Origin of the sequence: Maricaulis sp., from assembly GCF_015665295.1 — a bacterium.
Classification (GTDB): domain Bacteria; phylum Pseudomonadota; class Alphaproteobacteria; order Caulobacterales; family Maricaulaceae; genus Maricaulis.
This window is the reverse complement of record NZ_JADFAJ010000012.1, coordinates 173993-197922: the sequence shown is the minus strand read 5'-3', so window position 1 is coordinate 197922 and position 23930 is coordinate 173993. Positions and strand designations below refer to the sequence as shown.

Annotated in this window: 26 protein-coding genes; 13 read left to right on the top strand and 13 right to left on the bottom strand. The window is 65.0% G+C overall.

Annotated elements, in window-relative coordinates; genetic code table 11:
• Window positions 1–82: 82 nt before the first annotated feature.
• The 5 genes from QZZ02_RS06735 to QZZ02_RS06715 all read right to left on the bottom strand — a co-directional run bounded on the left by QZZ02_RS06735 (window position 83) and on the right by QZZ02_RS06715 (window position 4988).
• Window positions 83–421: a hypothetical protein gene (locus QZZ02_RS06735; RefSeq protein ID WP_291843219.1), complete on the bottom strand. Its 339-nt coding sequence runs from the start codon at window positions 419–421 to the stop codon at window positions 83–85.
• A 96-nt stretch (window positions 422–517) separates the two neighbouring features.
• Window positions 518–997: a response regulator gene (locus QZZ02_RS06730; protein ID WP_291843217.1), complete on the bottom strand. Its 480-nt coding sequence runs from the start codon at window positions 995–997 to the stop codon at window positions 518–520.
• Window positions 998–1044: 47 nt separating this feature from the next.
• Window positions 1045–1971, bottom strand: a complete 927-nt coding sequence (locus QZZ02_RS06725; protein ID WP_291843215.1) for an ATP-binding protein — start codon at window positions 1969–1971, stop codon at window positions 1045–1047.
• A gap of 29 nt (window positions 1972–2000) precedes the next feature.
• Complete coding sequence (locus tag QZZ02_RS06720; RefSeq protein ID WP_291843214.1) at window positions 2001–4325, bottom strand: ATP-binding protein; 2325 nt, start codon at window positions 4323–4325, stop codon at window positions 2001–2003.
• A 234-nt stretch (window positions 4326–4559) separates the two neighbouring features.
• On the bottom strand, window positions 4560–4988 hold the full coding sequence (locus QZZ02_RS06715; RefSeq protein ID WP_291843213.1) for an NUDIX domain-containing protein: 429 nt from the start codon (window positions 4986–4988) through the stop codon (window positions 4560–4562).
• 228 nt (window positions 4989–5216) lie between these two features.
• Between QZZ02_RS06715 and QZZ02_RS06710 the strand changes: the two genes are divergently transcribed.
• Window positions 5217–6206, top strand: coding sequence for a calcium/sodium antiporter (locus QZZ02_RS06710; RefSeq protein ID WP_291843212.1), 990 nt, complete (start codon window positions 5217–5219; stop codon window positions 6204–6206).
• A 49-nt stretch (window positions 6207–6255) separates the two neighbouring features.
• Here the strand turns inward: QZZ02_RS06710 and QZZ02_RS06705 are convergent, their stop codons facing one another.
• On the bottom strand, window positions 6256–6969 hold the full coding sequence (locus tag QZZ02_RS06705; RefSeq protein WP_291843211.1) for a DUF4197 domain-containing protein: 714 nt from the start codon (window positions 6967–6969) through the stop codon (window positions 6256–6258).
• 108 nt (window positions 6970–7077) lie between these two features.
• Between QZZ02_RS06705 and QZZ02_RS06700 the strand changes: the two genes are divergently transcribed.
• Window positions 7078–8277 (top strand): DUF418 domain-containing protein, encoded by a 1200-nt coding sequence (locus QZZ02_RS06700; RefSeq protein ID WP_291843210.1) that lies wholly within the window; start codon window positions 7078–7080, stop codon window positions 8275–8277.
• Window positions 8278–8482: 205 nt separating this feature from the next.
• Here QZZ02_RS06700 and QZZ02_RS06695 read toward each other — a convergent pair whose 3' ends face one another.
• The 3 genes from QZZ02_RS06695 to QZZ02_RS06685 all read right to left on the bottom strand — a co-directional run bounded on the left by QZZ02_RS06695 (window position 8483) and on the right by QZZ02_RS06685 (window position 10517).
• Entirely contained in the window at window positions 8483–9184 is a 702-nt protein-coding gene (locus tag QZZ02_RS06695; RefSeq protein ID WP_291843209.1) for a pirin family protein, read from the bottom strand.
• A gap of 152 nt (window positions 9185–9336) precedes the next feature.
• On the bottom strand, window positions 9337–9738 hold the full coding sequence (locus tag QZZ02_RS06690; RefSeq protein WP_291843207.1) for a dihydroneopterin aldolase: 402 nt from the start codon (window positions 9736–9738) through the stop codon (window positions 9337–9339).
• A complete protein-coding gene (locus QZZ02_RS06685; RefSeq protein WP_291843206.1) occupies window positions 9735–10517 on the bottom strand; it encodes an SDR family oxidoreductase in 783 nt (260 codons plus the stop codon). Before QZZ02_RS06685 ends, QZZ02_RS06690 begins: the two co-directional genes overlap by 4 nt.
• Between QZZ02_RS06685 and uvrC the strand changes: the two genes are divergently transcribed.
• From uvrC to QZZ02_RS06645, 8 genes are all read left to right on the top strand, one after another.
• On the top strand, window positions 10516–12417 hold the full coding sequence (gene uvrC, locus QZZ02_RS06680) for an excinuclease ABC subunit UvrC (protein WP_291843205.1): 1902 nt from the start codon (window positions 10516–10518) through the stop codon (window positions 12415–12417). The two genes, QZZ02_RS06685 and uvrC, sit on opposite strands and share 2 nt — an antisense overlap.
• 13 nt (window positions 12418–12430) lie before the next feature.
• Window positions 12431–12982 carry a hypothetical protein gene (locus QZZ02_RS06675; protein ID WP_291843204.1) on the top strand — a complete coding sequence of 184 codons (552 nt, stop codon included), beginning with the start codon at window positions 12431–12433 and terminating at the stop codon, window positions 12980–12982.
• Between the two features lie 61 nt (window positions 12983–13043).
• Complete coding sequence (locus tag QZZ02_RS06670; RefSeq protein ID WP_291843203.1) at window positions 13044–13847, top strand: hypothetical protein; 804 nt, start codon at window positions 13044–13046, stop codon at window positions 13845–13847.
• Window positions 13840–14622: an HAD-IIB family hydrolase gene (locus QZZ02_RS06665; protein WP_291843202.1), complete on the top strand. Its 783-nt coding sequence runs from the start codon at window positions 13840–13842 to the stop codon at window positions 14620–14622. The genes QZZ02_RS06670 and QZZ02_RS06665 overlap by 8 nt, the downstream gene beginning before the upstream one ends.
• Window positions 14619–15179, top strand: a complete 561-nt coding sequence (pgsA, locus tag QZZ02_RS06660; protein WP_291843201.1) for a CDP-diacylglycerol--glycerol-3-phosphate 3-phosphatidyltransferase — start codon at window positions 14619–14621, stop codon at window positions 15177–15179. The genes QZZ02_RS06665 and pgsA overlap by 4 nt, the downstream gene beginning before the upstream one ends.
• A 7-nt stretch (window positions 15180–15186) precedes the next feature.
• Window positions 15187–15972 (top strand): hypothetical protein, encoded by a 786-nt coding sequence (locus QZZ02_RS06655; RefSeq protein ID WP_291843200.1) that lies wholly within the window; start codon window positions 15187–15189, stop codon window positions 15970–15972.
• 51 nt (window positions 15973–16023) lie between these two features.
• A complete protein-coding gene (locus QZZ02_RS06650; RefSeq protein ID WP_291843197.1) occupies window positions 16024–16725 on the top strand; it encodes a response regulator transcription factor in 702 nt (233 codons plus the stop codon).
• Window positions 16726–16731: 6 nt separating this feature from the next.
• A complete protein-coding gene (locus tag QZZ02_RS06645; RefSeq protein WP_291843196.1) occupies window positions 16732–18048 on the top strand; it encodes an ATP-binding protein in 1317 nt (438 codons plus the stop codon).
• Between the two features lie 218 nt (window positions 18049–18266).
• Here the strand turns inward: QZZ02_RS06645 and QZZ02_RS06640 are convergent, their stop codons facing one another.
• The 4 genes from QZZ02_RS06640 to QZZ02_RS06625 all read right to left on the bottom strand — a co-directional run bounded on the left by QZZ02_RS06640 (window position 18267) and on the right by QZZ02_RS06625 (window position 20697).
• Complete coding sequence (locus tag QZZ02_RS06640; RefSeq protein ID WP_291843194.1) at window positions 18267–18617, bottom strand: DUF559 domain-containing protein; 351 nt, start codon at window positions 18615–18617, stop codon at window positions 18267–18269.
• A 282-nt stretch (window positions 18618–18899) separates the two neighbouring features.
• Window positions 18900–19742: a pyrroline-5-carboxylate reductase gene (gene proC, locus QZZ02_RS06635; RefSeq protein WP_291843193.1), complete on the bottom strand. Its 843-nt coding sequence runs from the start codon at window positions 19740–19742 to the stop codon at window positions 18900–18902.
• 8 nt (window positions 19743–19750) lie between these two features.
• Entirely contained in the window at window positions 19751–20254 is a 504-nt protein-coding gene (locus tag QZZ02_RS06630) for a YbjN domain-containing protein (protein WP_291843192.1), read from the bottom strand.
• Between the two features lie 98 nt (window positions 20255–20352).
• Window positions 20353–20697, bottom strand: coding sequence for an accessory factor UbiK family protein (locus tag QZZ02_RS06625; RefSeq protein WP_291843191.1), 345 nt, complete (start codon window positions 20695–20697; stop codon window positions 20353–20355).
• Window positions 20698–20809: 112 nt separating this feature from the next.
• On the opposite strand from QZZ02_RS06625, the gene lgt reads away from it, so the two are divergent.
• The 3 genes from lgt to QZZ02_RS06610 all read left to right on the top strand — a co-directional run bounded on the left by lgt (window position 20810) and on the right by QZZ02_RS06610 (window position 23788).
• Window positions 20810–21691, top strand: coding sequence for a prolipoprotein diacylglyceryl transferase (gene lgt / locus QZZ02_RS06620; protein ID WP_291843188.1), 882 nt, complete (start codon window positions 20810–20812; stop codon window positions 21689–21691).
• Window positions 21688–22782, top strand: coding sequence for an SAM-dependent methyltransferase (locus tag QZZ02_RS06615; protein ID WP_291843187.1), 1095 nt, complete (start codon window positions 21688–21690; stop codon window positions 22780–22782). Before lgt ends, QZZ02_RS06615 begins: the two co-directional genes overlap by 4 nt.
• A 73-nt stretch (window positions 22783–22855) precedes the next feature.
• Window positions 22856–23788: a ribose-phosphate pyrophosphokinase gene (locus QZZ02_RS06610; RefSeq protein ID WP_291843186.1), complete on the top strand. Its 933-nt coding sequence runs from the start codon at window positions 22856–22858 to the stop codon at window positions 23786–23788.
• The last annotated feature ends 142 nt before the right edge of the window (window positions 23789–23930 follow it).

Below are 23930 nucleotides of genomic sequence, written 5' to 3'. Positions count from 1 at the left end.
CCGTCGCGTCCGGACACGCACGGCGCGAAACCCTGTCGGGCACGGAGCGCGCGACGCGACCCGGACCCGACAGCATGATGCGTCAGTCAGCGACGATCTGGACGGTGATCGCCGCGCCGTCGGCCGACCAGCCATCGGTCACCCAGCTTTCGCCCGGTGCCAGGCTTTCATTCCACGGCCCGCAATTCTCGTCGGGTCCGGCCTGTGTGGTGACCTGGATGCAAAGCTGGTCCTCAAAGGTCCAGGTGCCGGCAATGCCCCGGCTGTCACTGTAGGTGCCATCGGCCTGGAACCAGGCATCGAAGGACTGCTCGCCCGCGATCACGCGCACGGCGTGCCCCATGGCATTCGACATGCCGTCTGCCAGCGCCGGAGCAGCCAGCATTGCAGCGGCCAGACCGGCCGCAATCAGATGTTTCATGGATCTCTCCCCGATAGGCGGACACACGGTCCGCAAGCGCCCCCTTGCGCGAAGGGAAGCTAGCAAAATCGCCTGAAGGGGGAAACCGGAATTCGGTCAGATATCGTCGACGGGCTCGGCTTCGGATTCGGTCGAGGGCACCTCGACGATCTGGACCCAGTACTCGCCAATGGAATTGACGACCCGCATCAGCCGATCCAGCGAGATCGGCTTGACGATGTAGGACGAGGCACCCAGCCCGTAGGAGGACAGGATATCATCCTCATCCTTGGACGTGGTGAGCACGATGACCGGGATGTGCCGCAACTCGGCGTCGGCCTTGATCTCCTCCAGCGCCTCGCGGCCATCCTTGAGCGGCATGTTGAGGTCGAGCAGGATGATGCCCGGAAAGGGCGTCCCGTCGAGATCGGAATACTGCCCGCGGCGCTTGAGATAATCGACCAGCTGTTCGCCATTCTCGAGGAAATCGAGCGGGTTGCGCAGTCGCACCTCCTCGCAGGCTTCCTTGAACAGCAGCCGATCATCCGGATCGTCGTCGACCATCAGGATGGTGAATAGCCGGTTTTCGTCGCTCATATTGACAGCCTCAACCCAGGTTAGAGCCTTGATTTGCGTTCGTCTTGTTACAAACTCGCCTTTTGGCGCGGCAAGATCAAGGTGAAGACCGCGCCAATACCCAAATCTCCGCGCGCGACCAGCTGTCCACCTTGTCTCTGCGCGATCTTTCGCGCTGTCGCGAGACCGATTCCGGTACCGGGATAGGCGTCGCGACCATGCAGGCGTTCAAAGGGCAGGAAGATGCGCTCGGCCTGGTTGTCGGCGAACCCGATACCATTGTCGGCAACGCGAATCCTTGCGCCACCATCAGCCGTCTGCTCCCCCTCGATCGAAACCACGAGCGGCCGGTCCGGCGCGGCATACTGGATGGCATTGGCCAGAAGGATTTCGAAAAGGATGCCGAACTGAACCCGGTCCGCCCGCACATCGGGCAAACTCCCGATGTCGACCCGCCCGCCGCAGGCCGCCAGGGCGTCTGCTGCAGCCGTGACGACATCGGCAATGACCATCTGCGCGGCGAACACGTCAGGCCGCGTATTGTCATCATTGACCCTTGACCAGATGGTCAGCTCGTCGAGCATGCCGCGCATGCGCTCTGCCGCATCGGACATGCGCTCGGCATAGCGCGCCAGCTGCGGGTCTGACGCGACCGCTCCGAGGCCGTCATTGAGACGTTCGCCGAACGTGATGATCTTGCGCAGCGGTTCACGCATGTCATGCCGGGCCGCAACGGCGAATATCTCGACATCCTCGACCCGGCGTCGCAGGGCATCCGCCTCCGCCCGGGTACGGGCCGCCAGGCGCAAGCCGTGCCCTGCCGACCAGGCCAGACCAATCAGGGCCACCGCGCCAAGCCCGATGAGCATGATTTCGGCAAGGCCCGGCAGGGGGCGCGACAGGAAAGGCAGAACGAGGAGCAGCCCGAGCACACCGACCGCTGCGCCGACAAGGATCGGCGCGAATCGATTCAGAGCTTGCCCAGCTTGCTTCATGCCTGTCTTTCACTCGCCGCGTACGGCATTTACATGACGCTGCCCTGCCGGATCGGCAGGAGCAGGGTAAAGACCGCGCCGGAATCCGGCTCGCCCCAGGCCGTCAACTCACCGGCGTGCCGCTCGGCAATCTTGCGGCAGGTCGCAAGCCCGACGCCGGTTCCATCAAACTCGTCGCGCCCGTGCAGACGCTCGAACATGCCGAAAATGCGCTCGGCATGGCGTGGTTCGAAGCCGACTCCGTTATCGGCGACCGCGATGCGCGCCATGGCGCCACTCTCACCGACCTCGACACTGCCCTCGATCGAGATCGAGGGCTGTACGCCCGGACGACGGAACTTCAGCGCGTTGGCCAGCAAGTTGAGGAATAGCTGGTGCATCTGGCCGGGGTCAGCCTCGATCGCCGGCAATTCACCGACCCTGATCTTGGCACCTTCGGCATTGATACGCGGCTCGAGGTCGGACAGGACGTCGGCCAAAACCGCCGACAAGTCGACGGGCAGGAAGCTGGTAGTCTTGGAATTGACCCGCGAATAGCTCAACAGGTCATCGATCAGACGCCGCATCCGGGTCGAGGCATCGACCATGCGTTCCAGGTAATGCCGGCCGGTATCGTCGAGCGCGTCATAGCATTTGTTATTGAGCCGCTCGCCAAACGCCTGGATCTTGCGCAGCGGCTCCTGCAGGTCATGCGAGGCGGCATAGGCGAACTCCTGCAACTCGGAGTTCGAGCGCTTGAGCTCCTGGGCATAACGGCGCAACGCCAATTCGTCGCGCTTGCGATTGGTGACGTCGCGGAAGGTGACAACCGCACCGACGGACTTGTCCTGCGGGTCAATCGGCGACGAGGCCGATTCGATCGGTATGGGCTGGCCATTCTTGGTCCAGAACACATCACCATCCGGCGACTCGGCTGGCTCGTCGGCGCAATGGATCGGACATTCCTCCCGCGGATAGATCGAGCCGTCGCGCCGCGAATGGTGCACGACGGAATGCATGTTCTTGCCGATCAGCTCATCCTCGCTATAGCCCAGCATCGCGCAGGCCCGCGGATTGATGAAAGTGACCACCCCGTCGCCATCAATGCCGTAAATTCCCTCGGCGGCGGTCATGAGGATCTGCGACAGTCGCTGGTTCGCCTCGTGCGTGGCTTGCGCCCGACGCCGGGTGATCGAGCGGTGCGCGCTGAACAGGACAGCCAGCAGGATGAAGGACAGCGCCATCGCCACGGCGAAGACGCGCAAGACGGCCCGGGCATTGTTGGCCCCGGCCATCGCCTCACCGAGCTCGACCTCGGTGATGATGCCGATATCGCGGGCCGGATCCCAGTCCCACGCGCCCATGACCAGCACGCCGCGCATGTCGCGATAACCTTGCAGGTTATAGCCCTGGCCCTCGTCAATCACGCCGCGCGCGGCTTCGGTCAGCGGCCATTCGGCATAGGGGCGCGAGGGAATGCCGCCCATCGTCACATCAACGCCGGGATCGCGCACCTCGACATGCAGGATCGAGGGATGGCCTTCGACCAACAGGTCAGCGGCAACGAGTTCCTCGCCATAGCGGGTCTCGGTCAGGAGCCGGCCTTCACGGTCAATCGCGAACGTCTCGCCTGACACACCGGTCCGTCCGACCCGGAACGTGGCCGTATATTCGGACAGCGGGTCAATCCGCAGGGCGAGGTAGCCGATGAGCGTGTCAGCCTCGCGAATGGTCGCGACGGCATACATCAGGATTTCTTCATCAATCCCGTCAATGCCGCTGGCATCGGTGGAGTCGACAAGATCGACAATATGCGGCCGGGTCAGCACCACCCCGGTCGAGGCGAGGCGTTCAGGATTTACCAGATCGAGGATCAGCGAGGGTCGGCCCAGATCATCATCGCGCATCGACGCCAGCGTGGTGCCGTTCGGCGCCAGCAGGACGAAGCCGCGATAGCCATACTCGGTCAGCCAGGGCCCCAGCGTCTCGCGCAGCCATTGCTGATCCGGCGATGATGCGAGCGCGGCCGGTACCGGCACGTCGACAAGGCCCTCTACGGCCGTGCGGAGACGCGTGTTTTCGGCCCAGACCCGGGCGTCATTCTCGCGCGATTGCGCCCACAGCTCGAAGCGCTGGCGGGTATTGCTGCGGACCGTTTCAAGCGTCCGCAAATTGGTCTCGCGGGCCGAGGACATCAACCGCCCCTCGCCGGCCATGACCGCCAGTGCAACAATGAAGATACAGGTTACGGCGACCAGTCCCGGCAAGACCTGGCCAACCCAGCCATCGGTATCCGTCAGTCGCTGAAGCGCCGATCTGGGCTCGTCAGCGTCTGCAGTCCGCAGATAGGTATCGCCGCTGGGCATCGTGGTCATTCGAATCGATCCCGATCCATCACCGCATCTGGAGCCATCCTAGTGATTTTGCCGCACTTGTCCCCACTTGAAGCCACATTCAGGCAAAATTGGGTCACCGCCTGTCAGCCCGGGTTCACACCGCCGCCCCTAATGTCGTCAGCGTGCGCCCCGCGGTGTACCGGACAGGCTGGCCCGACATCCCTCGCGTCAGGTGAGCCCGGTCCGGTACACCGCAACTTTCCGGGGCCTGCCCTACCAGACATCCGCAACCGGCGAGCGCCCGAGATACTCCCCGATCCGGGCCCGTGTCGCCGCCGTCGTTCCATCGGGAAGTTGCTCCGGGTCAAACCATCCGATCAGCTCGATTTCGCCTGCCGCACCGCGCTCGCACGGACTCCAGTCCTCCACCACACAGACCACGACATGATCGCCCCGGAACCTTCGGTGATTGGCATGAACGCCGTGGACCGGTGTCTCGCCACAGATTTCGACACCTGCCTCATCACGCAATTCGTGCGCCAGAGCATCACGCACGCTCTCGCCCTTTTCCACGCCGCCACCGGGCAGGTGCCAGCCACCGACATAGGTGTGGCGAACCAGTACGACATACCCATCCTCGCGCACGACGATGCCACGGACACCGAGCGTCGTACCGCGCGACAGGCGCCAAAAGACTTGCATGAAAGGCCGCAACAAGGGTTCGGTGCGCCGCCGCCAATTCATGCCGCATCACCCGCTAGCCAGTGCCGCGCCGGCAGGTTATGTACGGACGAATTGTTCGCCGTTTTGGGGATGTCTCTCATGTACGCTCTGATCGCTCTTGGCCTCGTGGCAGGCCTTTTCGGGCTTCTCAATCTCATCGAATACCGCCGTTTCGACTAGTCCGCGAACCGACAGGTCCGCCCCCAGATGGCCGCTCCCGCATATATCGCCCTGATTCTCGTCGGCATCGTCATCCTGCTGTTCGGCGGTGACCTGCTGGTGCGTGGCGGCGCCGCGCTGGCACGCCGGTGGCGCCTGCCGCCCCTGCTGGTCGGCCTGACCATCATTGCCTTCGGCACCTCGGCGCCGGAGCTGGTTGTCTCGATCCAGTCGGCCATGTCCGGTGCGCCCGGCCTCGCCTTGGGCAATATCGTCGGATCCAACACGGCCAATTTCCTCTTGATACTCGGCCTTCCCGCCGTTTTCGGGGCGATTGCCACGACGACACCGGGTCTGCGCCGCAATGCGATCTTTGCGCTTGGTGCCGCCGTCATTCTGATTGCGGTGAGCTGGGACCGCCTGATCTCGCCGGTCGAGAGCTATGTCCTGTTCGGCCTGATCATCGCCTATGTGGCATTGCTGGCCATCCTCGCCCGCGGCAAGAGCGATGACCCGACCATTGCCGAACTGACCGACCTCGAACACATGGACGGTCTGCCGAAATCCATGCCGACCATTCTCGGCTCACTGCTGATCGGCCTCGTCGGCCTGCCCATCGGGGCCCACATGATCGTCACCGGCGGCACCGCTGCAGCGTCTGATCTGGGTATTGACGAAGCCGTCATCGGCCTGACCGCCGTGGCGTTCGGAACATCACTTCCAGAGCTCGCGACCGTGGTCATGGCCTCGGTGCGCCGCCACGCGGAGCTGGCTATCGGCAATGTGCTGGGCTCCAACATCTTCAACGTCTTCGCGGTCGGCGGCGCCACCGGCCTGACCGCCGCTGCCATCGGTGTCGACCTGCCGGTTCCCGACTCCTTCTTCGGGCTCGACCTCTGGGTCATGCTCGGCGCGAGCGTCGTCATCGCCGGCGTCATTCTGGCGAAGCAGCCGATCAGCCGCATTCTCGGCGGTCTGCTCTTCCTGGCCTATGTCGGATACATCGCCGTCCTGGCCCGCGGCGTCATCGGCGGCTGATCCGGCCCGACATGACCCGGCGCGTCGGTTGACACCGCGCTGGTGCGACCTAGCCGAACACCCGGCGCAGGATATCCGTTGTGCGACTGACCGGATCACGGCGGATCGCGCGCTCCTCCTCACCGACATAGTGGAAGACCCCGGCCATGGCGCGGCGCGAGGCGTCGTCGGTGAGCTGGTCGCGCAGCGACTGGCCGCCCGAGCGCGCGCGCATCATCCGGCCCAGGAAACCGCCCTGGTTGTCGAGCCTGTCCTCGATCGGCCGCAGGGTGCGATAGGCGCCGGACGCTTCCAGTGTTCCGGCCATGCGCGGACGGATCAGGGCGAAGAGCTGGTCCGAGGTGCGCCGCTCCAGATAATCGGTCGCCGACCGGTCGCCGCCACGCACGATGCCGACGGCATCGTCCAGCGTGATCGAGCGTACGGCATCGACAAAGATCGTCTGGACCGCCGGCATGGCGGCTTCGGCCGAGCGGTTGAGCTGGCGCTCGAGATCATCGAGCTGGGCTGACAGGCCGACCCGGCGCAGCATGGACTGCACATCGCGGACCCGGGACGGCAGCGGAATCCGGACCTGCGGATCGCCATAGAACCCGTCTGTCCGCCCCAGCCGCGTGGTGGCAAGGCGCGCCGCCTGTCCCAGCGCCGAACGAATGCCCTCGCTCGCCTGGCGCTCGGACAGGCCGAGCTGAGAGGCGTCGGCCGGCGCGGCGGCAGCCAGGGCTGCGGCGCCAAGGCCGAGCATGACGGAACGACGATGCATGGATATCTCCGGACAGTGGCAAGTCAGGGGAATTGAGCACTCCGCTGTCCCGGCGACAAGTGCGCTTCACCTCGCTAAGGTGCCGCCGGACAGAAGCGGGGGAGTACCATGTCTGCACCAAGAACCGACCGACTGGTCTCGATCGATGCGCTGCGCGGCATCGCCGTGCTCGGCATCCTGATGATGAATGTGCAGGGCTTCGCGATGACGCCCATGGCCTATGACAACCCGACCATGCAGATTGAGGCTGACGCGGCTGGCATGTCGATCTGGGCGATCGCTCACACCTTCTTCGCCTACAAGTTCATCACCATCTTCTCGACCCTGTTCGGTGCCGGCATTGTGCTGATGGCTGGCGATGGTCCCGACAAGGGGCCCCACACGCGGCGCATGCTGTGGCTGCTCCTGATCGGCGCCGTGCATGCCTACATCTTCTGGTGGGGCGATATCCTGGTCCACTACGCCCTGCTCGGCCTGATCATTGTCGGGGCCAGGCGATGGTCAGTGCCACGCCTGGTGTTTACCGCCCTGCCCTTGCTGGCACTCGGCGCGCTGTTCTGGGTGGGCGGCAAATATATGGGTGCGGCCTTCTCGACCCCGGAAAGCGCTGCGCAGGAAGCCGAGATGATGGCCGGATTGATGACCGGCATGACCGACGCCTACCGGGCCGGCTTCCTCAACCATATTCCCTGGAATGCCGGCTTCGCCATATTCGGCCAGGTATTCAGCTTCCTGATGCTCGGACCACGCACGGCCGGCCTGATGCTGCTCGGCATGGCGCTCTACAAGAGCGGCTTCCTGTCGGCCAGCTGGAGTCATGCCCGCTATGCCATTCTCGCCGTCCTCGGCACCGGGCTCGGCTACTATCTCAGCAACGCCTCGACCGATGCCCTGATCGCCGGCGCGTTCGAGGCCGGGGCCCTGGCCGACGGCAATGCCTACATGTATGGCGGCAGCATCATCATGTCCTTCGGTTATGCCTCTGCGGTGATGCTGCTGTCGAAGATCGGTGTGTTCAGCCTGATCATCAAACTCTTCGCCGCGGCCGGGCGCATGGCCTTCACCAATTATCTCAGCCAGACGCTGATCATGACCTTCATCTTCGTTGGCGCACCGGGCCTCGGCCTGTTCGGCACGGTCGACCGGGTCGACCAGGCCAAGCTGGTCCTGATCGTCTGGGCCGTACAGCTGATCTGGTCGCCGATCTGGCTCCACTTCTTCCGCTTCGGCCCGCTGGAATGGGTCTGGCGCTCGCTGACCTATGGCAAGGCGCAGCCCATCCTGAAGGGGACGGCGGCACCGGGGTAACAGGCGCCGGGTCCGGGACGGCGACGCCCCTGCTCAAGCAGGACGATTGAGGCGGGGCGTCCACGCCTCGGGCAGATGACGGACAAAAGCCCGGCACAGGGACGATTCCGTTCGTGAGCCGGGCCAGACCGCGTGCCGGTCGATGGGTGGCACCTGCCTGCCAGGCGCGGCCTCCACCAGCGCGCCTGACTCCGGATGGCCTCGTCTAGAGCTTCATGTCAAAGACGAGGACCTCAGCCGAGCGGCCGTTGTCGATGACAATACGGTCTTCATTCGTGATCGCGGCCCCATCGCCGGCCCTGAGGTCTGCGTCATTGATTCGGACCTCGCCTCGGGCGATCTGGACCCAGGCAGCGCGGCCGTCGCGCAGCGGCAATTCCGCCCGCTCATCGCCGTCGAACAGCCCCGCATAGAGATCGACATCCTGATGCAGGGTCAGCGAACCGTCGCGGGCGTCGCGCGAGCCCACAAGGCGCAGCTGGCCACGCTTGCTGGCCTCATCGAACGCTTTTTGCTCATAGCTCGGCGCGATCCCGTCCGCATCCGGCAGGATCCAGATCTGCAGGAAGTGCACGCCCTCGGTTTTCGAGTGATTGAATTCGGAATGGCGGATGCCGGACCCGGCGCTCATGCGTTGGACATCGCCCGGACGGATCACCGAGCCGGTGCCGATCGAGTCGCGATGCTCGAGGGCGCCGTCCAGGACATAGGAGATGATCTCCATATTGGCGTGGCCATGGGTGGGAAATCCGGCCCCGCCGATCACCCTGTCCTCGTTGATCACCCGCAAGGGTCCGAAGCCCATGTGCGCGGGATCATGATACTGCCCGAATGAAAAGCTGTGCCTGGAGTCCAGCCAGCCGATCCTGCTGGGGCCGCGATCCTCTGAACGTCTGATGGTCAGCATGTCTGCCTCCTTGTCTGGAATATTGAGACAGATATGCGGGTTCCCCAGCCCCGCGTGTAGCCGACGGTCGGGCAAGTGAATTATTCCGCTCAGGCAATAAATAACGTCGTTGAAGTCGGTTTGGTCCAAAGCGGGAACCAATCAGCCCCGCCCTAAACCTTGCGACGGAACCGCGTCAGACCGACCGCGTCCGCATCCGCATAGGCATCCACCTTGCGCGTGGTGACCTGGGCGGCGGCGACGGTGCCGGGCTCCAGGGCGAGGTCGAGGACGACTCCACACAGGGTTTCCTGAAGGTCGAACTGGCGCGCTTCCAGGGCCTTGATGCCATGCAGGATATAGTCGTAATCGACCACGGTGGCGATATCGTCGGAGCCGCACCAGGCCTTGTTGACCAGGGTGACGACGTCGATCAGGACGCGTTGCTTGACGCCGCGCTCATAGGCGTGGATGCCGATCTCGACATCCAGCTTCACGCCCTCGAGCCGGTAGATGAAGACATCTTCACCCGAGGCATTGGCGAGGGCATTCTCGATCACCTGGTCCAGTCTCATGAGGCGTCATCCTCCGGCACGTCTGTTTCGGGAACTCCGGCTGCATACATGACGTCGCGATTGCGGGCGTCGAGATGCTGGCCACCATCAATGGTGATCGTCTCGCCTGTCATGGACGGGGTCGCAAGGATGAAGCGCACCGCGCGGATGATGTCGTCAGGCGTCGAGCCACCGCGCATCGGGTTCATGGCATGGGCCCGTTCGAACTCGGCCGCGCTCTGCCCACCGGATGGCAGGGTGATGCCCGGCGCGATCGCATTGACGCGCACCGCCGGCGCGAACGCCATCGCCATGGTCGTCGTGGCGCCCAGAAGCGCGTGCTTGGACAGGGTGTAGGCGAAGAAATCCGGATTGAGATTGAAGAGTTTCTGGTCGAGCAGATTGATCACACAGCCCGAGGCGCGCGCCGAGTGGTGCGTTGCCATCGCCTTGGCCAGCAGGACCGGCGCAGCCGTATTGATGCGCCAGTGATCGTCCAGCGATTGCGGGGTGACGTCCTCGGGCCGGTCCATCTGGAAAATGGAGGCGGAGTTGATCAAAACGTCGACACGTCCCACATCGGCCATGAAGGCCTCGACGGCGCCGGTGTCGGAAAGGTCGAAGCCGACCGCGCTGGCAGAGCCGCCAGCGTCACGGATTTGTGCGGCCACGGCCTGTGCCTCGGTCGCCGAAGCATTGTAGTGAACGATCACATGCCAGCCATCCTCACCGAGGGCGCTGGCGATTTTGGCACCCAGGCGCTTGCCGCCACCGGTTACGAGCGCAATCCTGTCCGACATGAATTCCGAAACTCCTCAATCCGAAGCGATCAATGACGCTTCCGCCGCGCCGGCGCAATCTCTGGCGGGCGCGAAACTCATCGCCGAATACGTCAGGAACCTGCCACCCAAGCCGGGCGTCTATCGCATGTTCGGCGAAGATGGGGCGGTGCTCTATGTCGGCAAGGCGCGGCATCTGAAGAACCGGGTCGCCAGTTACGCCAATGGCCGGGGCCATTCCAACCGCATCGCCATGATGATCGCGCTGACCCGCCGGATGGAATTCGTGGTCACCCAGACCGAGACCGAAGCCCTGCTGCTGGAAGCCAATCTGATCAAGTCGCTGAAGCCGCGCTTCAACATATTGCTGCGCGACGACAAGAGCTTCCCCTATATCCTCATCCGCAAGGATCACGTTGCGCCGCAGCTCACCAAGCATCGCGGATCGCGCAAGGTGAAGGGCGATTATTTCGGCCCCTTTGCCTCGGTGGGCGCGGTGAACCAGACCCTGAACACGCTGCAAAAGGCCTTCCTGGTCCGGACCTGCAGCGACAGTGTCTATGAGGCCCGCTCCCGGCCCTGCATGCTCTACCAGATCAAGCGCTGCGCCGGGCCCTGCGTCGATCTGATCGAGCCCGCTGCCTATGACACGCTGGTCTCCGAGGCGAGGGATTTCCTGCGCGGCCGTTCGAACGCCCTGCGCCGCGAGCTGCAGGACCGCATGGCCGAAGCGTCCGAGGCGATGGATTTCGAGGCCGCCGCCAAGCTGCGCGACCGGATCCGCGCCATCGCCGCCGTCACCACCGACCAGGGCATCAATCCGGACGGGGTCGAGGAAGCCGATGTCGTCGCCGTGCATAGCGATGGCGGCAAGTCCTGCGTTCAGGTCTTCTTCTTCAGAGCCGGGCAGAACTGGGGCAACCAGTCCTTCTTCCCGCGCCATGACAGCGAGGCCGAACCGGCCGAGGTGCTGGCCGCCTTCGTGGCGCAATTCTATGACGACAAGCCGGCCCCGGCCCTGATCCTCCTGTCGCACGAGATCGAGGAGGCCGAGCTGCTGGGTGAGGCGCTGAGCCTGCGCACCGAGCGCAAGGTCAGCCTGCACACGCCGCGGCGGGGGGAAAAGCGCAAGCTGGTCGAGCGCACCCTGACCAATGCCCGCGAGAGCCTCGCCCGCCGCCTGTCGGAAAGCGCCACCCAGACGCAATTGCTCAAGGGCGTGCAACGCATCTTCGACCTGCCCGACCTGCCCCAGCGCATCGAGGTCTATGACAACTCGCACATTCAGGGCACCAACGCGCTCGGCGCCATGATCGTCGCCGGGCCGGAAGGCTTCGAGAAAAACCATTATCGCCGCTTCAACATGAAGGGGGATGACGCCGCCACCAATGACGACTTTGCGATGATGAAGGCGATGCTGAAACGGCGTTTCTCGCGCCTTCTGAAAGAGCGCGAGGACGGCGCGCCCATGCCCGACCTGGTTCTGATCGATGGCGGCAAGGGGCAATTGTCCAGCGTGATGGAAATCGCGGAAGAGCTGGGCATCACCGCCGAGACCGGCATCACCATCGCGGCCATCGCCAAGGGTCCGGAGCGCGATGCCGGCCGCGAAGCCTTCTACCTGCCTGGCAAACCGCCCTTCAAGCTGCCGATGAAGGACCCGGTCCTCTATTACCTGCAACGCCTGCGCGATGAGGCTCACCGCTTTGCCATTGGCGGCCACCGGGCCAAGCGCAAGAAGCAGATGAGCGAGAACCCGCTGGACGGGATTGACGGTATCGGTCCCGCCCGCAAGAAAGCGCTGCTGGCCCATTTCGGCTCCGCCAAGGCCGTCCGCAATGCGGCGCTCGCCGATCTTGAAGCGGTTGACGGTATCTCCGGCGCCATGGCCCGGAAAATCCATGACTGGTTCCAGAAGTGACAGGGTCCCGACGATGAAAGCAGCCGCTGCCCTCCTCCGCCTCATCCTGTGCCTCGCCGGACCGGTCGCAATCTGGTTTTCCTGGCGCTGGACCGGATCGGCAGACAGTGCCGCCGCGTTTGACGGCTTCCTCGAAACCGCGCGCGCCCTGGCCGTTTTCGGCGCGACCGCCTTTGTGATCGCCAGCGTTGTTGCGCTGCTGCGCCTGACCGGCAACACGCCACTGGCCCGGCTGGCGCGGGCCTTACATGCCTGCGCCTGGCTGGTGCTCTATATCGCGATGATCGGCCCCGCCGCGCATATCCTGGCGCCAGTGCTGGCCATCCTGGCCAGCTCGGCCTACGACCTCGTCCGCCCATCGGACCGCGACGGGCTGTCGGATCACGCCTCGCCAGTCGCCGCCATCGGGCGGGCACTGGGCCTGATAGCCAGCGGCCTGCCCCTGCTCGCCGCCCCGCTGGGCTGGGTCGGCAGCGAGATCGCGCTGGCGGTCTGGATCCTGTTGCTATGGCTGGCCGCCGCCTTCCAGCTGCATCGTTTCCTGCCCCGCGCCATGACCGATTGAGACTTTTATGCGCCGGACAGGCTTGTATGATCCCGGCGTGGAATCGGGGGAGCAATGCGCCGTGTTCAAGAATTTTGTCCAGCTTGCCTTCACGATCACCATCGGCGCGGTCTGGATTTTTCTCGCCGGCGCGACGGCACCCGAAGGGACCTGCGACACCGCCGGCAACCTTGTGCACTGTGTCATCCTGGAAGTCAGCGCCGTGCCCAAACTGCTCACCATGCTGGGCATTTACGCCATGGCGGTACTGTTCTTCATCATCACCGCGCTTCGCCAGAACCGGCCTGTCGGCAAAGGCCGGCGCGGTCGTATCCGGCGCTATCGCCACGCCGAGGAATTCATGGTCGAAAAAGGCAGGCTCTCGCACGAGGCGCTGATCGAGTATCACCGCGAATACAAGTGGGAAGCCTATTCCGGTATCGCCCTGTCGGCCGCCATGGTGGTCGCGGCGCTCGTCATCCAGGGCGATGCGACCGGGGCCGCGCCGTTCGCTGATTCCGAGCTCGCCCTGTGGAATGCCGGGATCCTTGCGATTGCCGGCGCGATGATGGCCGCAGCCGAAATCGTCCACACCAATACGCTCTCGCCCATGGTGCCGATCCGCACCCGCCTGAAAGTCGTCGGGCGTTCCATCGTCGTCGCGGGAATGGGCGTTAGCCTGGCCGTCTCATCGGTCTTCGCCTTCATCGGCCTCGCCGCCCCCTTCATCGCGATCCTGGGAACATTGATCTTCTTCTTTCTCGGACTCTGGCTGCAATCGGCGCGCTCCATTCCGCGCGACGAAATGCTAGAGCAGTTCCAGCTTGATGAGGATGAATGGAATGAACTCGTCAAACGGGTCGACACCGGTAAGCGGGGTGACTGACGACGCCCTCGCCGGGGTCAAGGCCTTCCTCTTCGACCTTGACGGCACGGTGACGCATGACGGGCGCGTGCCCGCCGCCAGTCTCGCCGCCATGGAACGCCTGCAGGCGGCCGGGATCCTCACCCTCGCCGTGACCGGCCGCCCGGCCGGATGGTGCGACCTGATCGCGCGCTGGTGGCCGGTCGATGCCGTGATCGGCGAGAACGGCGCCTTCTGCTTCGCCCGCCGGGGCGATGGCCGGATCGCGCGGGACTGGTTCTGCGAAACATCAGACGAGGCCCGGACCCGCCTCGGCGAACTGGCCGAGAGCACGCTTGAGCTGGCCGACAATCTCGCCCCCGCCGCCGACAATGCCTGGCGCATCTGTGACATTGCGGTGGACTTTGCCGAGGACGTCACCGGCCCGACACTGGATGATGCCGAACGCGTGCGCGCCCGCTTCGCCGCGGCCGGTGCGGTCGCCAAGACCAGCTCGATCCACGTCAATGCCTGGTTCGGTGATCACGACAAGAAGACCACCGCCACACGGGTCCTGGCTGATCGTTTCTCCATCCCCGAGGCTGACCAGCCGGCGAGCGTCGCCTATATCGGCGATGCACCCAATGACGAGCCCATGTTCGCGGCCTTCCCGCTGAGCTTTGGCGTCGCCGGCGTGCGCCGCTTCCTGCCGCACATGACGGCCCGTCCGGCGGAAATCGCAACCGGTGAGGAAGCCGCCGGCTTTGCCGAGATTGCCGGTCGCCTGCTCGCAGCCCGAAAGGCCCGACCGGCATGATGACCTGGCCCAACCTGCTCACCGCGAGCCGTATCGCGATGGTGCCCCTGCTCTTCCTGGCGCTGGCCATGGAGGGGCAGACCGGTCTCCTTTTCGCCCTCGCCGTCGCCGTCACGGCAGAAATCACCGACATGGCCGACGGTTTCGTCGCCCGGCGCTTCAATCAGCAATCCGAGTTCGGCGCCCAGTTCGATCCACTCGCCGACAGCCTCTACCGGATCGGCGCCTTCACCGCCCTCGCCGCCGCCGGACTGATCCCGGTCTGGACCGTGATTGTCTTTGCCTGGCGCGATGTGCTGGTGAGCTATGCGCGGCTGATGATGCAGTCGAAGGGGCGCGCAGTCGGGGCGCGTTTGTCAGGCAAGTTGAAGGCGATCGTGCAAGGCATCGCCATCATCGCGCTGCTGTCGGTTCCGCTGCTGCCGGCTTCCTTGATCGATGCGGACCTTGCGACCGGCCTCGCCCAGACCTGCTTCTGGATTGCCGTTGCAGTCACAGCCTGGTCTTGCGTCGACTATCTGCTGGCCGGCTTGAAACCCGCTGACGGCAAGGGCTGATTGCGGCATGTCTTATCCGCCTGAAGCGCTCGAAATCCTTCATCACCGTTCGCTGAACTCGCCCGCCGCCTTCGAGCGCGGCGTTTCCCTCGCCGCGCGCCTGCCCGAGGCGCGCCATGCCCATGAGGCGGATATCTGCTGGGTGGCCGAAGGCGATGGCCCGCCGCTGCTCTATACGCGCCATCCGCACATGATGTTCGACCGCCTCGGTCGCCGCGCCGTCGAGGCCGGTTGCCGGGACGGCCGACTGTGGCGCCTGGATGATGCGCTGGCGGCGGCACGCGGCCATTCCGTGGTTCTGGAAATGAAAATCGGCAAGGGCGACCGCAAGGCGGCCCTGGCCGAACTGGTCCGCCTCGCCGGGCAGCATGATGCGCCCGTGCTGATCGACGCTTTCTCGCTCGACCTGCTGGAGATTGTCAGGTCGCTGTCGCCGGATGCCCGGCTGAGCGTGCATACCGGTCTCTACGCGCCCGACAAGACGACCATCACGGCACCCGGCTGGCCGCTTGTGACAAGCGTTCCCAGCGCCCGACTGCCGGTCAATGTCATCTCGCTGCGGCTCTATGGCGGCTGGCATCGCATGTGGCCGCAGCTTGAAGCCGTGCAGGCCGCCGGGCTGACCCCGCACATGTCGCGCCTGTTGACCCCGGACGAGCTGGTCGAGGGCGCCCGGGCGCCGCTGGCCGCAATTTATGCCGACCCGGAACCCTATGAGGCCGGGCTCGACGCCCTGCGCGCCGCCTGCGCCGAGCGGCTGCAGCCGGCGGCGACCTCCGACAAAGCACCTTGAGCGGCCCGGCGCCTCGCGTCATGATCACGGCTCGCAATTGAGCAGGACGATATGGCCCAAACGCAAGGCGATGACGCGCACATCCTCGTCGTCGATGATGACGACCGTATCCGCAACCTGCTCAAACGCTTCCTGCAGGAACGCGGCTATCGCGTCTCGACTGCGCCGAATGCCGACAAGGCCCTGTCGACACTCAACGCCCTCGCCTTCGACCTGCTGGTGCTGGACGTGATGATGCCCGGCATGAACGGATTCGAGCTGACCGAGGCCGTGCGCAAGCGCGGCGACACGCCGATCCTCCTGCTGACGGCTCGCGGCGACGCCGAGGACCGCATCAAGGGCCTGTCGCTGGGCGCCGATGATTACCTGCCCAAGCCTTTCGAGCCGGAAGAACTCGTCCTGCGGATCAACGCCATCCTGCGGCGTGCCAAGCCGGCCCAGGCGGCGATCCAGCGGGTCAGCTTCGGCGACTGGAGCTTTGACATTCCCCGCGAAAGCCTGACGCAGGACGGCGCGCCTGTGCGTCTCACCGGCGGCGAGGCGGCCCTGCTGGCTGCACTGGCGGCCTCGGCCGGCCAGACCGTGTCGCGCCTCACCCTGTCGGAACGCACCGGCGGCGGCGAGCGCGCCGTCGATGTCCAGGTCACGCGCCTGCGCCGCAAGCTGGAGAGCGATCCCAAGGAGCCCATGCACTTGCAGACCGTGCGCGGCGAAGGCTATCGCCTGCTCGCCGATCCGGTTTTCGAGGACTGATCCGGCGTGTCGATCCTCAAACGCTTCATGCCGAAGGGCCTGTTCGGGCGGACGCTGCTGATCATCGTCCTGCCGGTCGGGCTGATGCAGGTCGCGGTCGCCTGGTCTTTCTTCGAGGAGCACTGGGAGACGGTGACCAGCCGCCTGTCCGAGGGCGTGGCCGGCGAGATCGCCATGGCGACGCGGCTCTATGAGGAGGAAGGCGGCGAGACACCGGCCTTCCAGCGCCATATCGAGACCGCGCTGGGCACCACACGCCTGTCAATCGACTTCCGGCCCGACGACACTTTGCCGACTTCGCGCCGCTCCTCTTTCTTTCGCACGCTCGACATCACCCTGCGCGAAGCCCTGTCGCAACAGCTCGACAATCCGGTCTGGTTCGATACCACCCGCTATCCCAGCTATGTCGATGTCCGGGTCCAGGTCGAGGGCGGGGTCTTGCGCTTCATCACGCCGCGCGACCGGGTCTTTGCGACGACCGGGCATATCTTCCTCTTGTGGATCATCGGGGCGACGACGCTTCTGACCGCCGTCTCGGTCGTCTTCATCCGCAACCAGGTCAAGCCGATCCGGCGTCTCGCCGATGCCGCCGAGCAATTCGGTCGCGGCCAGGACGTCGCCCATTTCCGTCCTGCCGGGGCAACCGAAGTCCGCCAGGCCGCGCATGCCTTCCTTGAGATGCGGGCCCGCATCAAGCGCCATCTCGAACAGCGCACCGCCCTCCTGGCCGGCGTCAGTCATGACCTGCGCACGCCACTGACCCGGCTCAAGCTGCAGCTCGCTTTGATGCCGCAGAGCGAGGAAACCGCCGATGCCCGGCGTGATCTCGACGAGATGGAAAGCATGCTGGATGAATATCTCGACTTTGCCCGCGGCGAGGCGAGCGAGGAAACCGAGCGCTGTGATCTCGTCGCCCTGACCCGCGAAGCCGTCGACAGTGCCCGCCGTGATGGCGGTGATATCCGTTTTGACGACACGGACAGCCTCGACGCCGAAGTCCGCCCCGGCGCCATGCGCCGTGCCCTCGCCAATCTGATCGGCAATGCCCAGAGCTTCGGTGATGTCGTCGCGGTGACGGTTGCCAAGGCGGGCTCACGGGTCGAGATCCGCGTCGAGGATGACGGGCCGGGCATTCCCGAAGACCAGTATGATGACGCGCTGAAACCCTTCAACCGCCTCGATGAAAGCCGCAATCAGAACCGCAAGGGCGTCGGCCTCGGCCTCGCCATCGCCCGCGACGTGGCGCGCAATCATGGCGGCGATATCCGCCTGGGCCGGTCAGAGCTGGGCGGGTTGATGGCGGTGATCAGCTTGCCGCAGTGAGGGGCTTCCTGCCTGCAAACTCCGCCAGATCTCTCCTTGGATCTCTTGTCTGCCAGCAGGCCCTTACACAAAGCTCCACAGGTCCTCGCCCTTGATGGGCGAGGTGGATCGGCGCGCAGCGACGAGACGGAGTGGGTGATCGGCGGTGGGTGCATGAACGCGACGCGTCTCACCCCTTCCGGCCCTTCGGGCCACCTTCCCCATCAAGGGGAAGGTCCTCATTGTTTTGGCTCAACGAGGGAGCGTATGCCGTCGAGAACTGCATCGATATCGTCATCGACCTCATGGTTCCACGCGCGGAAGACCTGGAAGCCCTGCTCGCGCAACGAGGCATCCCGACACGCATCCCGAGCGGCATGATCGTCACTGGTGTGCTGACCACCATCGAGTTCGACAACGATTTTCGGTCGGAAGCAGGCAAAATCGACGATATAGGGGCCCAGCACCACCTGGCGCCGAAACTTGAACCCGTCGGCGCGCCAATCACGAAGACAGGCCCAGACCCGCACCTCGTGCGGGGTCATGTTCTGCCGCAGCCATCGTGCGCGCTGGGCGAGTTCGCTGCTCATGCCGGGCATCGAAACACATAAGCCGTTCGCTTGCCTGTGACGACGCTCTCACCGCAGGTCCTCGCCCAGACAAGGCGAGGTGGATCGGCGCGCAGCGACGAGACGGAGTGGGTGATCGGCGGTGGGTGCATGAACGCGACGCGTCTCACCCCTTCCGGCCCTTCGGGCCACCTTCCCCATCAAGGGGAAGGACCTTCAAATTCCCGCTCATTTTTCCCGGAGGCGCGCAGCGTCATCCGGGAAAAATGGGGTTGGGTTTGAGGGGCAAGCCCGGAAGAGAGCCTAGCGCTTGCCGGGTTCCTGGCCCATCTGCCTTGACCGGCGTTCGGCAGCGGCGACGGCCTGGCGGACCAGTTCGGGCAGTCCGCCTCCGGCGCCCATGAGCACGTCAACGGCGGCCTGGGTGGTGCCACCCGGCGACGTGACCGAACGGCGCAGTTCCTGGGGGGTCTTGCCGGACTTGGCCAGAAGCGCCCCGGCGCCAATGATGGTTTCGCGGGCCAGCTTGTCGGCGAGGTCGCGCGGCAGGCCTTCGGCGAAGGCGGCACCGGCGAGGGCTTCGGCGAGCAGGAAGACATAGGCCGGGCCGGATCCGGAGACAGCCGTCACGGCCCCGATCATGCGCTCGTCAGCCACCCATTCGACGCTTCCGGCAGACTTGAGCAGTCGGGTGACGGTCTTTTGCAGCGCTTCGCCGCCTTCATTGGCGACGCAGACGGTAACGCCAGCGCCAACGGCGACGGCGGTGTTGGGCATGGCACGGATGATCGCACGGTCACCCAGAGCCATGGCCATGCGGTTGATGGTCACGCCCGCCATGATCGAGATGATGCCGGTCCTGTCAGGGAGTAGACCGGCGATGGCTGCACCGGCCTGTTCGAAGATCTGCGGCTTGACCGCAAACACGACCAGTTCAAGCGCCGCCGCGGCCTCGGCCGTCAGCTCGGGCAGGACCGTGACACCGGACTGGGCGGCCAGGTCCTGGACCACATCGCCCGGCGCCGGGTCGATAACGACCAGCTCGCTGGCCGCAAGCCCGCCACGTTTCGTGCGCAACCAGCCCGCCGCCAGGGCGCCGCCCATATTGCCGCCCCCGATGAGGGCAATCCGATACGATTGTGTCATGGCCGGTGTCAGGCCTCGCCCGCAGTTTCAAACATCGCAGCCGCTGCCGCTTCCTCGACGCCCTTGCCACCCCAGACAAGAAAGTGGAAGGCCGGATAGAAACGTTCACCGGCTTCGCGCGCCGCCGAGATCATCGCCGCCGCCTGGGACGGGGACACCGCTTCCCCATTGGGCAGGGACAGGGCATGGCGATAGACGATCGAGCCATCCTCGGCCCAGATGTCGAAATGGCCGAGCCAGAGCTTTTCATTGATGCGGGCGACCAGTTCGCAGACATCGCGGAAACGATTGGCCGGGACTTTCAGATCAAGGCTGCCGCAAATGTGCAGCGCCTCGAGATCGGGCCGCCAGGCGAACCAGATCTGGTGATCGCGCCAGGCACCGGTCGCGGTCAGGTGGATCTCACCATTCTCGTCACGGTCATAGGGGTATTGCTCGGCGATGACCGCCTGTTCGACCGCGTCGAGCGGGTCGGTCACAGTCGGTGAAAATTCGTCTGACAGCAGGTCCATCAATATGGCTCCATCGTCTGCGCGGCGACTCACACCGTCCTTCGACGGTATGTCCGCGCCGCGTCAGGCGCAATAAAAAGCGCGTCGTGCGCGTGATTTCAGGATTTGGCCTTGGGCGTCCTGGTCTTGCTCGCGCCAGCCTTGCTGGCAGCCTTCGGCTGTGCAGCCGCTGCCTTCGCCCGGCTCGTCGGTTTCGGCTTGGCGGCCGCAGCTTCCAGCGCCTCAAGACGGCGGGTCAGCGACGCGACCTCGTCCTGCGAGGCGTCGAGCGCGGCCTTGACCGCGTCGAATTCCTCGCGCGTCACCAGGTCCATCTCGGCGACCATGCGGTCGGCCCGGGCGCGAAACACGGAACGCGCCTCTTCGCCCATCGCCTGCGCCGCGCCGAAGGCGTCGGTCATGAGATCAGCAAAATCATTCAGAAGCGGGTTGCGCGTTTGCATCAAAGAAAGCCATTAGTGGGTTCAACACCGCCTATATGCGGCTCCGGCCCGAAAAGCGCAACGCGCTGTTCCGTCACAGCTGCACCTCGCCGAGCAATGAACCGAGTATATCATGGAATACTGTCCGCCAAGTTTTGACCTGATCGACCCCATCCTGTTCACGATCGGTCCGTTCGACCTGTTCGGCATGGAATTGCGCTTCGACCTGCGCTGGTACGCCCTGGCCTATATCGCCGGGCTGATGCTGGGCTGGCGCTACATGATCGCCCTGGCCCGCCGCCCCGGGCTGTGGAACCCGGCCGGCACCAAGAAGCCGAAGGCACCCTTCACCGAACCCCAGGTCGACGATCTGCTGCTGTGGGCCACGCTCGGCGTGATCGGCGGCGGACGACTCGGCTTCGTGATCTTCTACATGCCCGACATGATCTGGACCCGGCCGCAGGACATCGTCCTGGGCATCACCGATGGCGGCATGTCCTTCCATGGCGGGTTGATCGGCGTCTCGCTGGCGCTGTGGTGGTTTGCCCGCGGGCAGAAGCTGGACCTGCTGCGGATCGGTGATGCCGCCGCCGTGGTCACACCGATCGGCCTGCTGTTTGGCCGCCTGGCCAATTTCATCAATGGCGAGCTCTGGGGCCGTCCGACCGATGTGCCCTGGGCCATGCGCTTTGCCCACGACCCGGAGTGCGCCCTGCGTCACCCCAGCCAGCTTTACGAAGCCGCACTCGAAGGCGTCGCCCTGTTCGCCATCATCAATATCGCGACCTGGAAATTCCGCTCGCTGGAGAAACCCGGCCTCAATGCCGGCCTCTTCCTCCTGTTCTACGGCCTGTTCAGGACCTCGCTGGAACAGGTTCGCGAGCCGGATCTCTACATGCCGGAAGCCCTGCGCGGCTACATCACCATGGGCATGATCCTGTCGATCCCCATGATCATCGCCGGCGCCTGGCTGATCCATCGCGCCCTGAAAGCGGACGCGCCTGCCAAACCATGATTGCCGACACGCTCCGCGACCGGATCCGTACTGGCGGGCCGATCTCGATCGCCGCCTTCATGACCGAGGCGCTGTTCGATCCAAGGCACGGTTTCTATGCCACGAAGGACCCGATCGGGGCCGGGGCGGATTTCATCACCGCCCCGGAAATCAGCCAGATGTTCGGCGAGCTGATCGGGCTGGTCGCGGCCCAGACCTGGCTCGACATGGGCCGGCCGGCCGGCCTGAAGCTGATCGAATTGGGCCCGGGCCGCGGCACCATGATGTCCGACGCGCTGCGCGCAGCGCGGACCGTGCCCGGCTTCATGGACGCCGCCGAAATCGTGCTGATCGAAGCCAGCGCCGCGCTCAAGGCCGTTCAGGCGCAGACCCTGGGACCGACCGGGGCACAGATCCGCTGGGTCGACCGGCTGGAAGCCGTGGCACCGGGCCCCTCCATCATACTGGCAAACGAATTCCTCGATTGCCTGCCGGTCCGCCAGGCCGTCCGACACAAGGGTCAGTGGCATGAGCGCCTGGTCGGGCTCGATCCGAAAGACGAGGCCGGCCAGACCTTTGCCTTCGTGCTCGGTCCGCCGCTCGCGAGCGAGACCGACCTCATCCCGCCGCGCCTGCGAGAGGCCGCAGATGGCGCCCTCGTCGAGCTGCGCCCGGGCGACCGCCAGGTCATCGACCAGCTGGCCGCCCGTTTTGCCGACCAGCCCGGCCGCGCCCTCTTCATCGACTACGGACCGGCGCACAGCGAAGTCGGTGACACGCTGCAGGCGATCCGTGCTCATAAGAAACAACCGCCGCTCGAAGCGCCCGGCACGGCCGACCTGACCGCGCGCGTCGACTTCGAATCCCTCATGCAGGCCGGGCGTTCCGCCGGTCTGACCTGTTACGGGCCGGAACCGCAAGGCGCTTGGCTGGCGGGTCTCGGCATCGAAGCCCGCGCTGCCGCGCTGAGCCAGTCGCAGCCCGGCAAGCGTTCTGAAATTGCCCGTCAAATCTGGCGCTTGACCGATCCAGAACAGATGGGCGAGCTATTCAAACTGGTCTGTCTGGACAGTGCCGATATGCCACCGCCTCCAGGATTTTCCGCAGGCTGATCATTTCAGCTTCAATCCCCGGCGCGCCTCTGTTAAGCAGCCCGCGGTTTCTTGAGACTCGGGGGTCGAAACAATGAAGCTGATGTCAGGCACTGCCAATGCGGAGCTGTCCCGGTCCATCGCGGACTATCTGGACGCGCCGTTGACGGCTACCGAGATCGAACGCTTCGCCGATGGCGAAATCTTCGTACGGATCGACGAGAATGTCCGCGGCGAGGATGTGTTCGTCCTTCAGACGACCTCCTCACCGGCCAATGACCACCTGATGGAATTGCTGATCTGCATCGACGCGCTGGTGCGTGCCAGCGCGCGGCGGATCACCGCAGTCATCCCCTATTTCGGCTACGCCCGCCAGGATCGCAAGACCGGCGGCCGGACCCCGATCTCGGCCAAGCTGGTTGCCAATCTGATCGCCAAGGCCGGTGCCGACCGCGTTCTCACCGTCGATCTGCATGCCGGCCAGATCCAGGGCTTCTTCGACATCCCGACCGACAATCTCTTCGCCACCAAGGTGATGGAGGCGGATATCCGCCGCAATTACCAGACCGACAATTTGCTGATCGTGTCGCCAGATGTTGGCGGCGTGGTCCGCGCCCGGGCCCTGGCCAAGCTGCTCGATGCCGAGATCGCGATCGTCGACAAGCGCCGCCCGAAGGCCGGTGTCGCCGAGGTGATGAATATCATCGGGGAAGTCGAAGGCCGTCGCTGCATCCTGTTCGACGACATGTGCGACAGTGGCGGCACCCTGGTGAATGCCGCCGACGCGCTGCTGGAAAAGGGCGCGGTCGAGGTTTCGGCCTATGTCACGCACGGCGTGCTGTCGAATGACGCCCAGGGCCGTATCGCCAAGTCGTCGCTGCGCGAGCTGGTCGTCACCGACTCGATCGTGCCGCCGCCCGGATCGACGGTCACCGACAAGGTCCGCCGCCTTTCGGTCGCGCCTCTGCTCGCCGAAGCGATCCGCCGTATCGCCAATGACGAGTCGGTGTCCAAGCTGTTCGACTAGCGTGGACGTGGCCGCCCGGCCACAGACGGGGGCAAGTCCGCTGACTCTTCCCGTGCAGCGCTGTTGCGCGGACGGTTTGGATCAGCTATAGCCCGCCGCTCGAAATAATACTGTGGCGTAAAGCCTGGATAGATCGCCGCCC

What these genes read in the sequence shown, in the direction of transcription:
- QZZ02_RS06650 (WP_291843197.1), top strand. Translation starts at nt 16,024, where the DNA reads ATGGCCCAAACGCAAGGCGATGACGCGCACATCCTCGTCGTCGATGAT.
- QZZ02_RS06725 (WP_291843215.1), bottom strand. Translation starts at nt 1,971, where the DNA reads ATGAAGCAAGCTGGGCAAGCTCTGAATCGATTCGCGCCGATCCTTGTC.
- QZZ02_RS06720 (WP_291843214.1), bottom strand. Translation starts at nt 4,325, where the DNA reads ATGACCACGATGCCCAGCGGCGATACCTATCTGCGGACTGCAGACGCT.
- QZZ02_RS06700 (WP_291843210.1), top strand. Translation starts at nt 7,078, where the DNA reads ATGTCTGCACCAAGAACCGACCGACTGGTCTCGATCGATGCGCTGCGC.
- lgt (WP_291843188.1), top strand. Translation starts at nt 20,810, where the DNA reads ATGGAATACTGTCCGCCAAGTTTTGACCTGATCGACCCCATCCTGTTC.
- QZZ02_RS06640 (WP_291843194.1), bottom strand. Translation starts at nt 18,617, where the DNA reads ATGAGCAGCGAACTCGCCCAGCGCGCACGATGGCTGCGGCAGAACATG.
- QZZ02_RS06630 (WP_291843192.1), bottom strand. Translation starts at nt 20,254, where the DNA reads ATGGACCTGCTGTCAGACGAATTTTCACCGACTGTGACCGACCCGCTC.
- QZZ02_RS06695 (WP_291843209.1), bottom strand. Translation starts at nt 9,184, where the DNA reads ATGCTGACCATCAGACGTTCAGAGGATCGCGGCCCCAGCAGGATCGGC.
- QZZ02_RS06730 (WP_291843217.1), bottom strand. Translation starts at nt 997, where the DNA reads ATGAGCGACGAAAACCGGCTATTCACCATCCTGATGGTCGACGACGAT.
- QZZ02_RS06625 (WP_291843191.1), bottom strand. Translation starts at nt 20,697, where the DNA reads ATGCAAACGCGCAACCCGCTTCTGAATGATTTTGCTGATCTCATGACC.
- QZZ02_RS06615 (WP_291843187.1), top strand. Translation starts at nt 21,688, where the DNA reads ATGATTGCCGACACGCTCCGCGACCGGATCCGTACTGGCGGGCCGATC.
- QZZ02_RS06675 (WP_291843204.1), top strand. Translation starts at nt 12,431, where the DNA reads ATGAAAGCAGCCGCTGCCCTCCTCCGCCTCATCCTGTGCCTCGCCGGA.
- QZZ02_RS06735 (WP_291843219.1), bottom strand. Translation starts at nt 421, where the DNA reads ATGAAACATCTGATTGCGGCCGGTCTGGCCGCTGCAATGCTGGCTGCT.
- QZZ02_RS06705 (WP_291843211.1), bottom strand. Translation starts at nt 6,969, where the DNA reads ATGCATCGTCGTTCCGTCATGCTCGGCCTTGGCGCCGCAGCCCTGGCT.
- QZZ02_RS06690 (WP_291843207.1), bottom strand. Translation starts at nt 9,738, where the DNA reads ATGAGACTGGACCAGGTGATCGAGAATGCCCTCGCCAATGCCTCGGGT.
- QZZ02_RS06610 (WP_291843186.1), top strand. Translation starts at nt 22,856, where the DNA reads ATGAAGCTGATGTCAGGCACTGCCAATGCGGAGCTGTCCCGGTCCATC.
- uvrC (WP_291843205.1), top strand. Translation starts at nt 10,516, where the DNA reads ATGAATTCCGAAACTCCTCAATCCGAAGCGATCAATGACGCTTCCGCC.
- QZZ02_RS06685 (WP_291843206.1), bottom strand. Translation starts at nt 10,517, where the DNA reads ATGTCGGACAGGATTGCGCTCGTAACCGGTGGCGGCAAGCGCCTGGGT.
- proC (WP_291843193.1), bottom strand. Translation starts at nt 19,742, where the DNA reads ATGACACAATCGTATCGGATTGCCCTCATCGGGGGCGGCAATATGGGC.
- pgsA (WP_291843201.1), top strand. Translation starts at nt 14,619, where the DNA reads ATGATGACCTGGCCCAACCTGCTCACCGCGAGCCGTATCGCGATGGTG.
- QZZ02_RS06710 (WP_291843212.1), top strand. Translation starts at nt 5,217, where the DNA reads ATGGCCGCTCCCGCATATATCGCCCTGATTCTCGTCGGCATCGTCATC.
- QZZ02_RS06655 (WP_291843200.1), top strand. Translation starts at nt 15,187, where the DNA reads ATGTCTTATCCGCCTGAAGCGCTCGAAATCCTTCATCACCGTTCGCTG.
- QZZ02_RS06715 (WP_291843213.1), bottom strand. Translation starts at nt 4,988, where the DNA reads ATGCAAGTCTTTTGGCGCCTGTCGCGCGGTACGACGCTCGGTGTCCGT.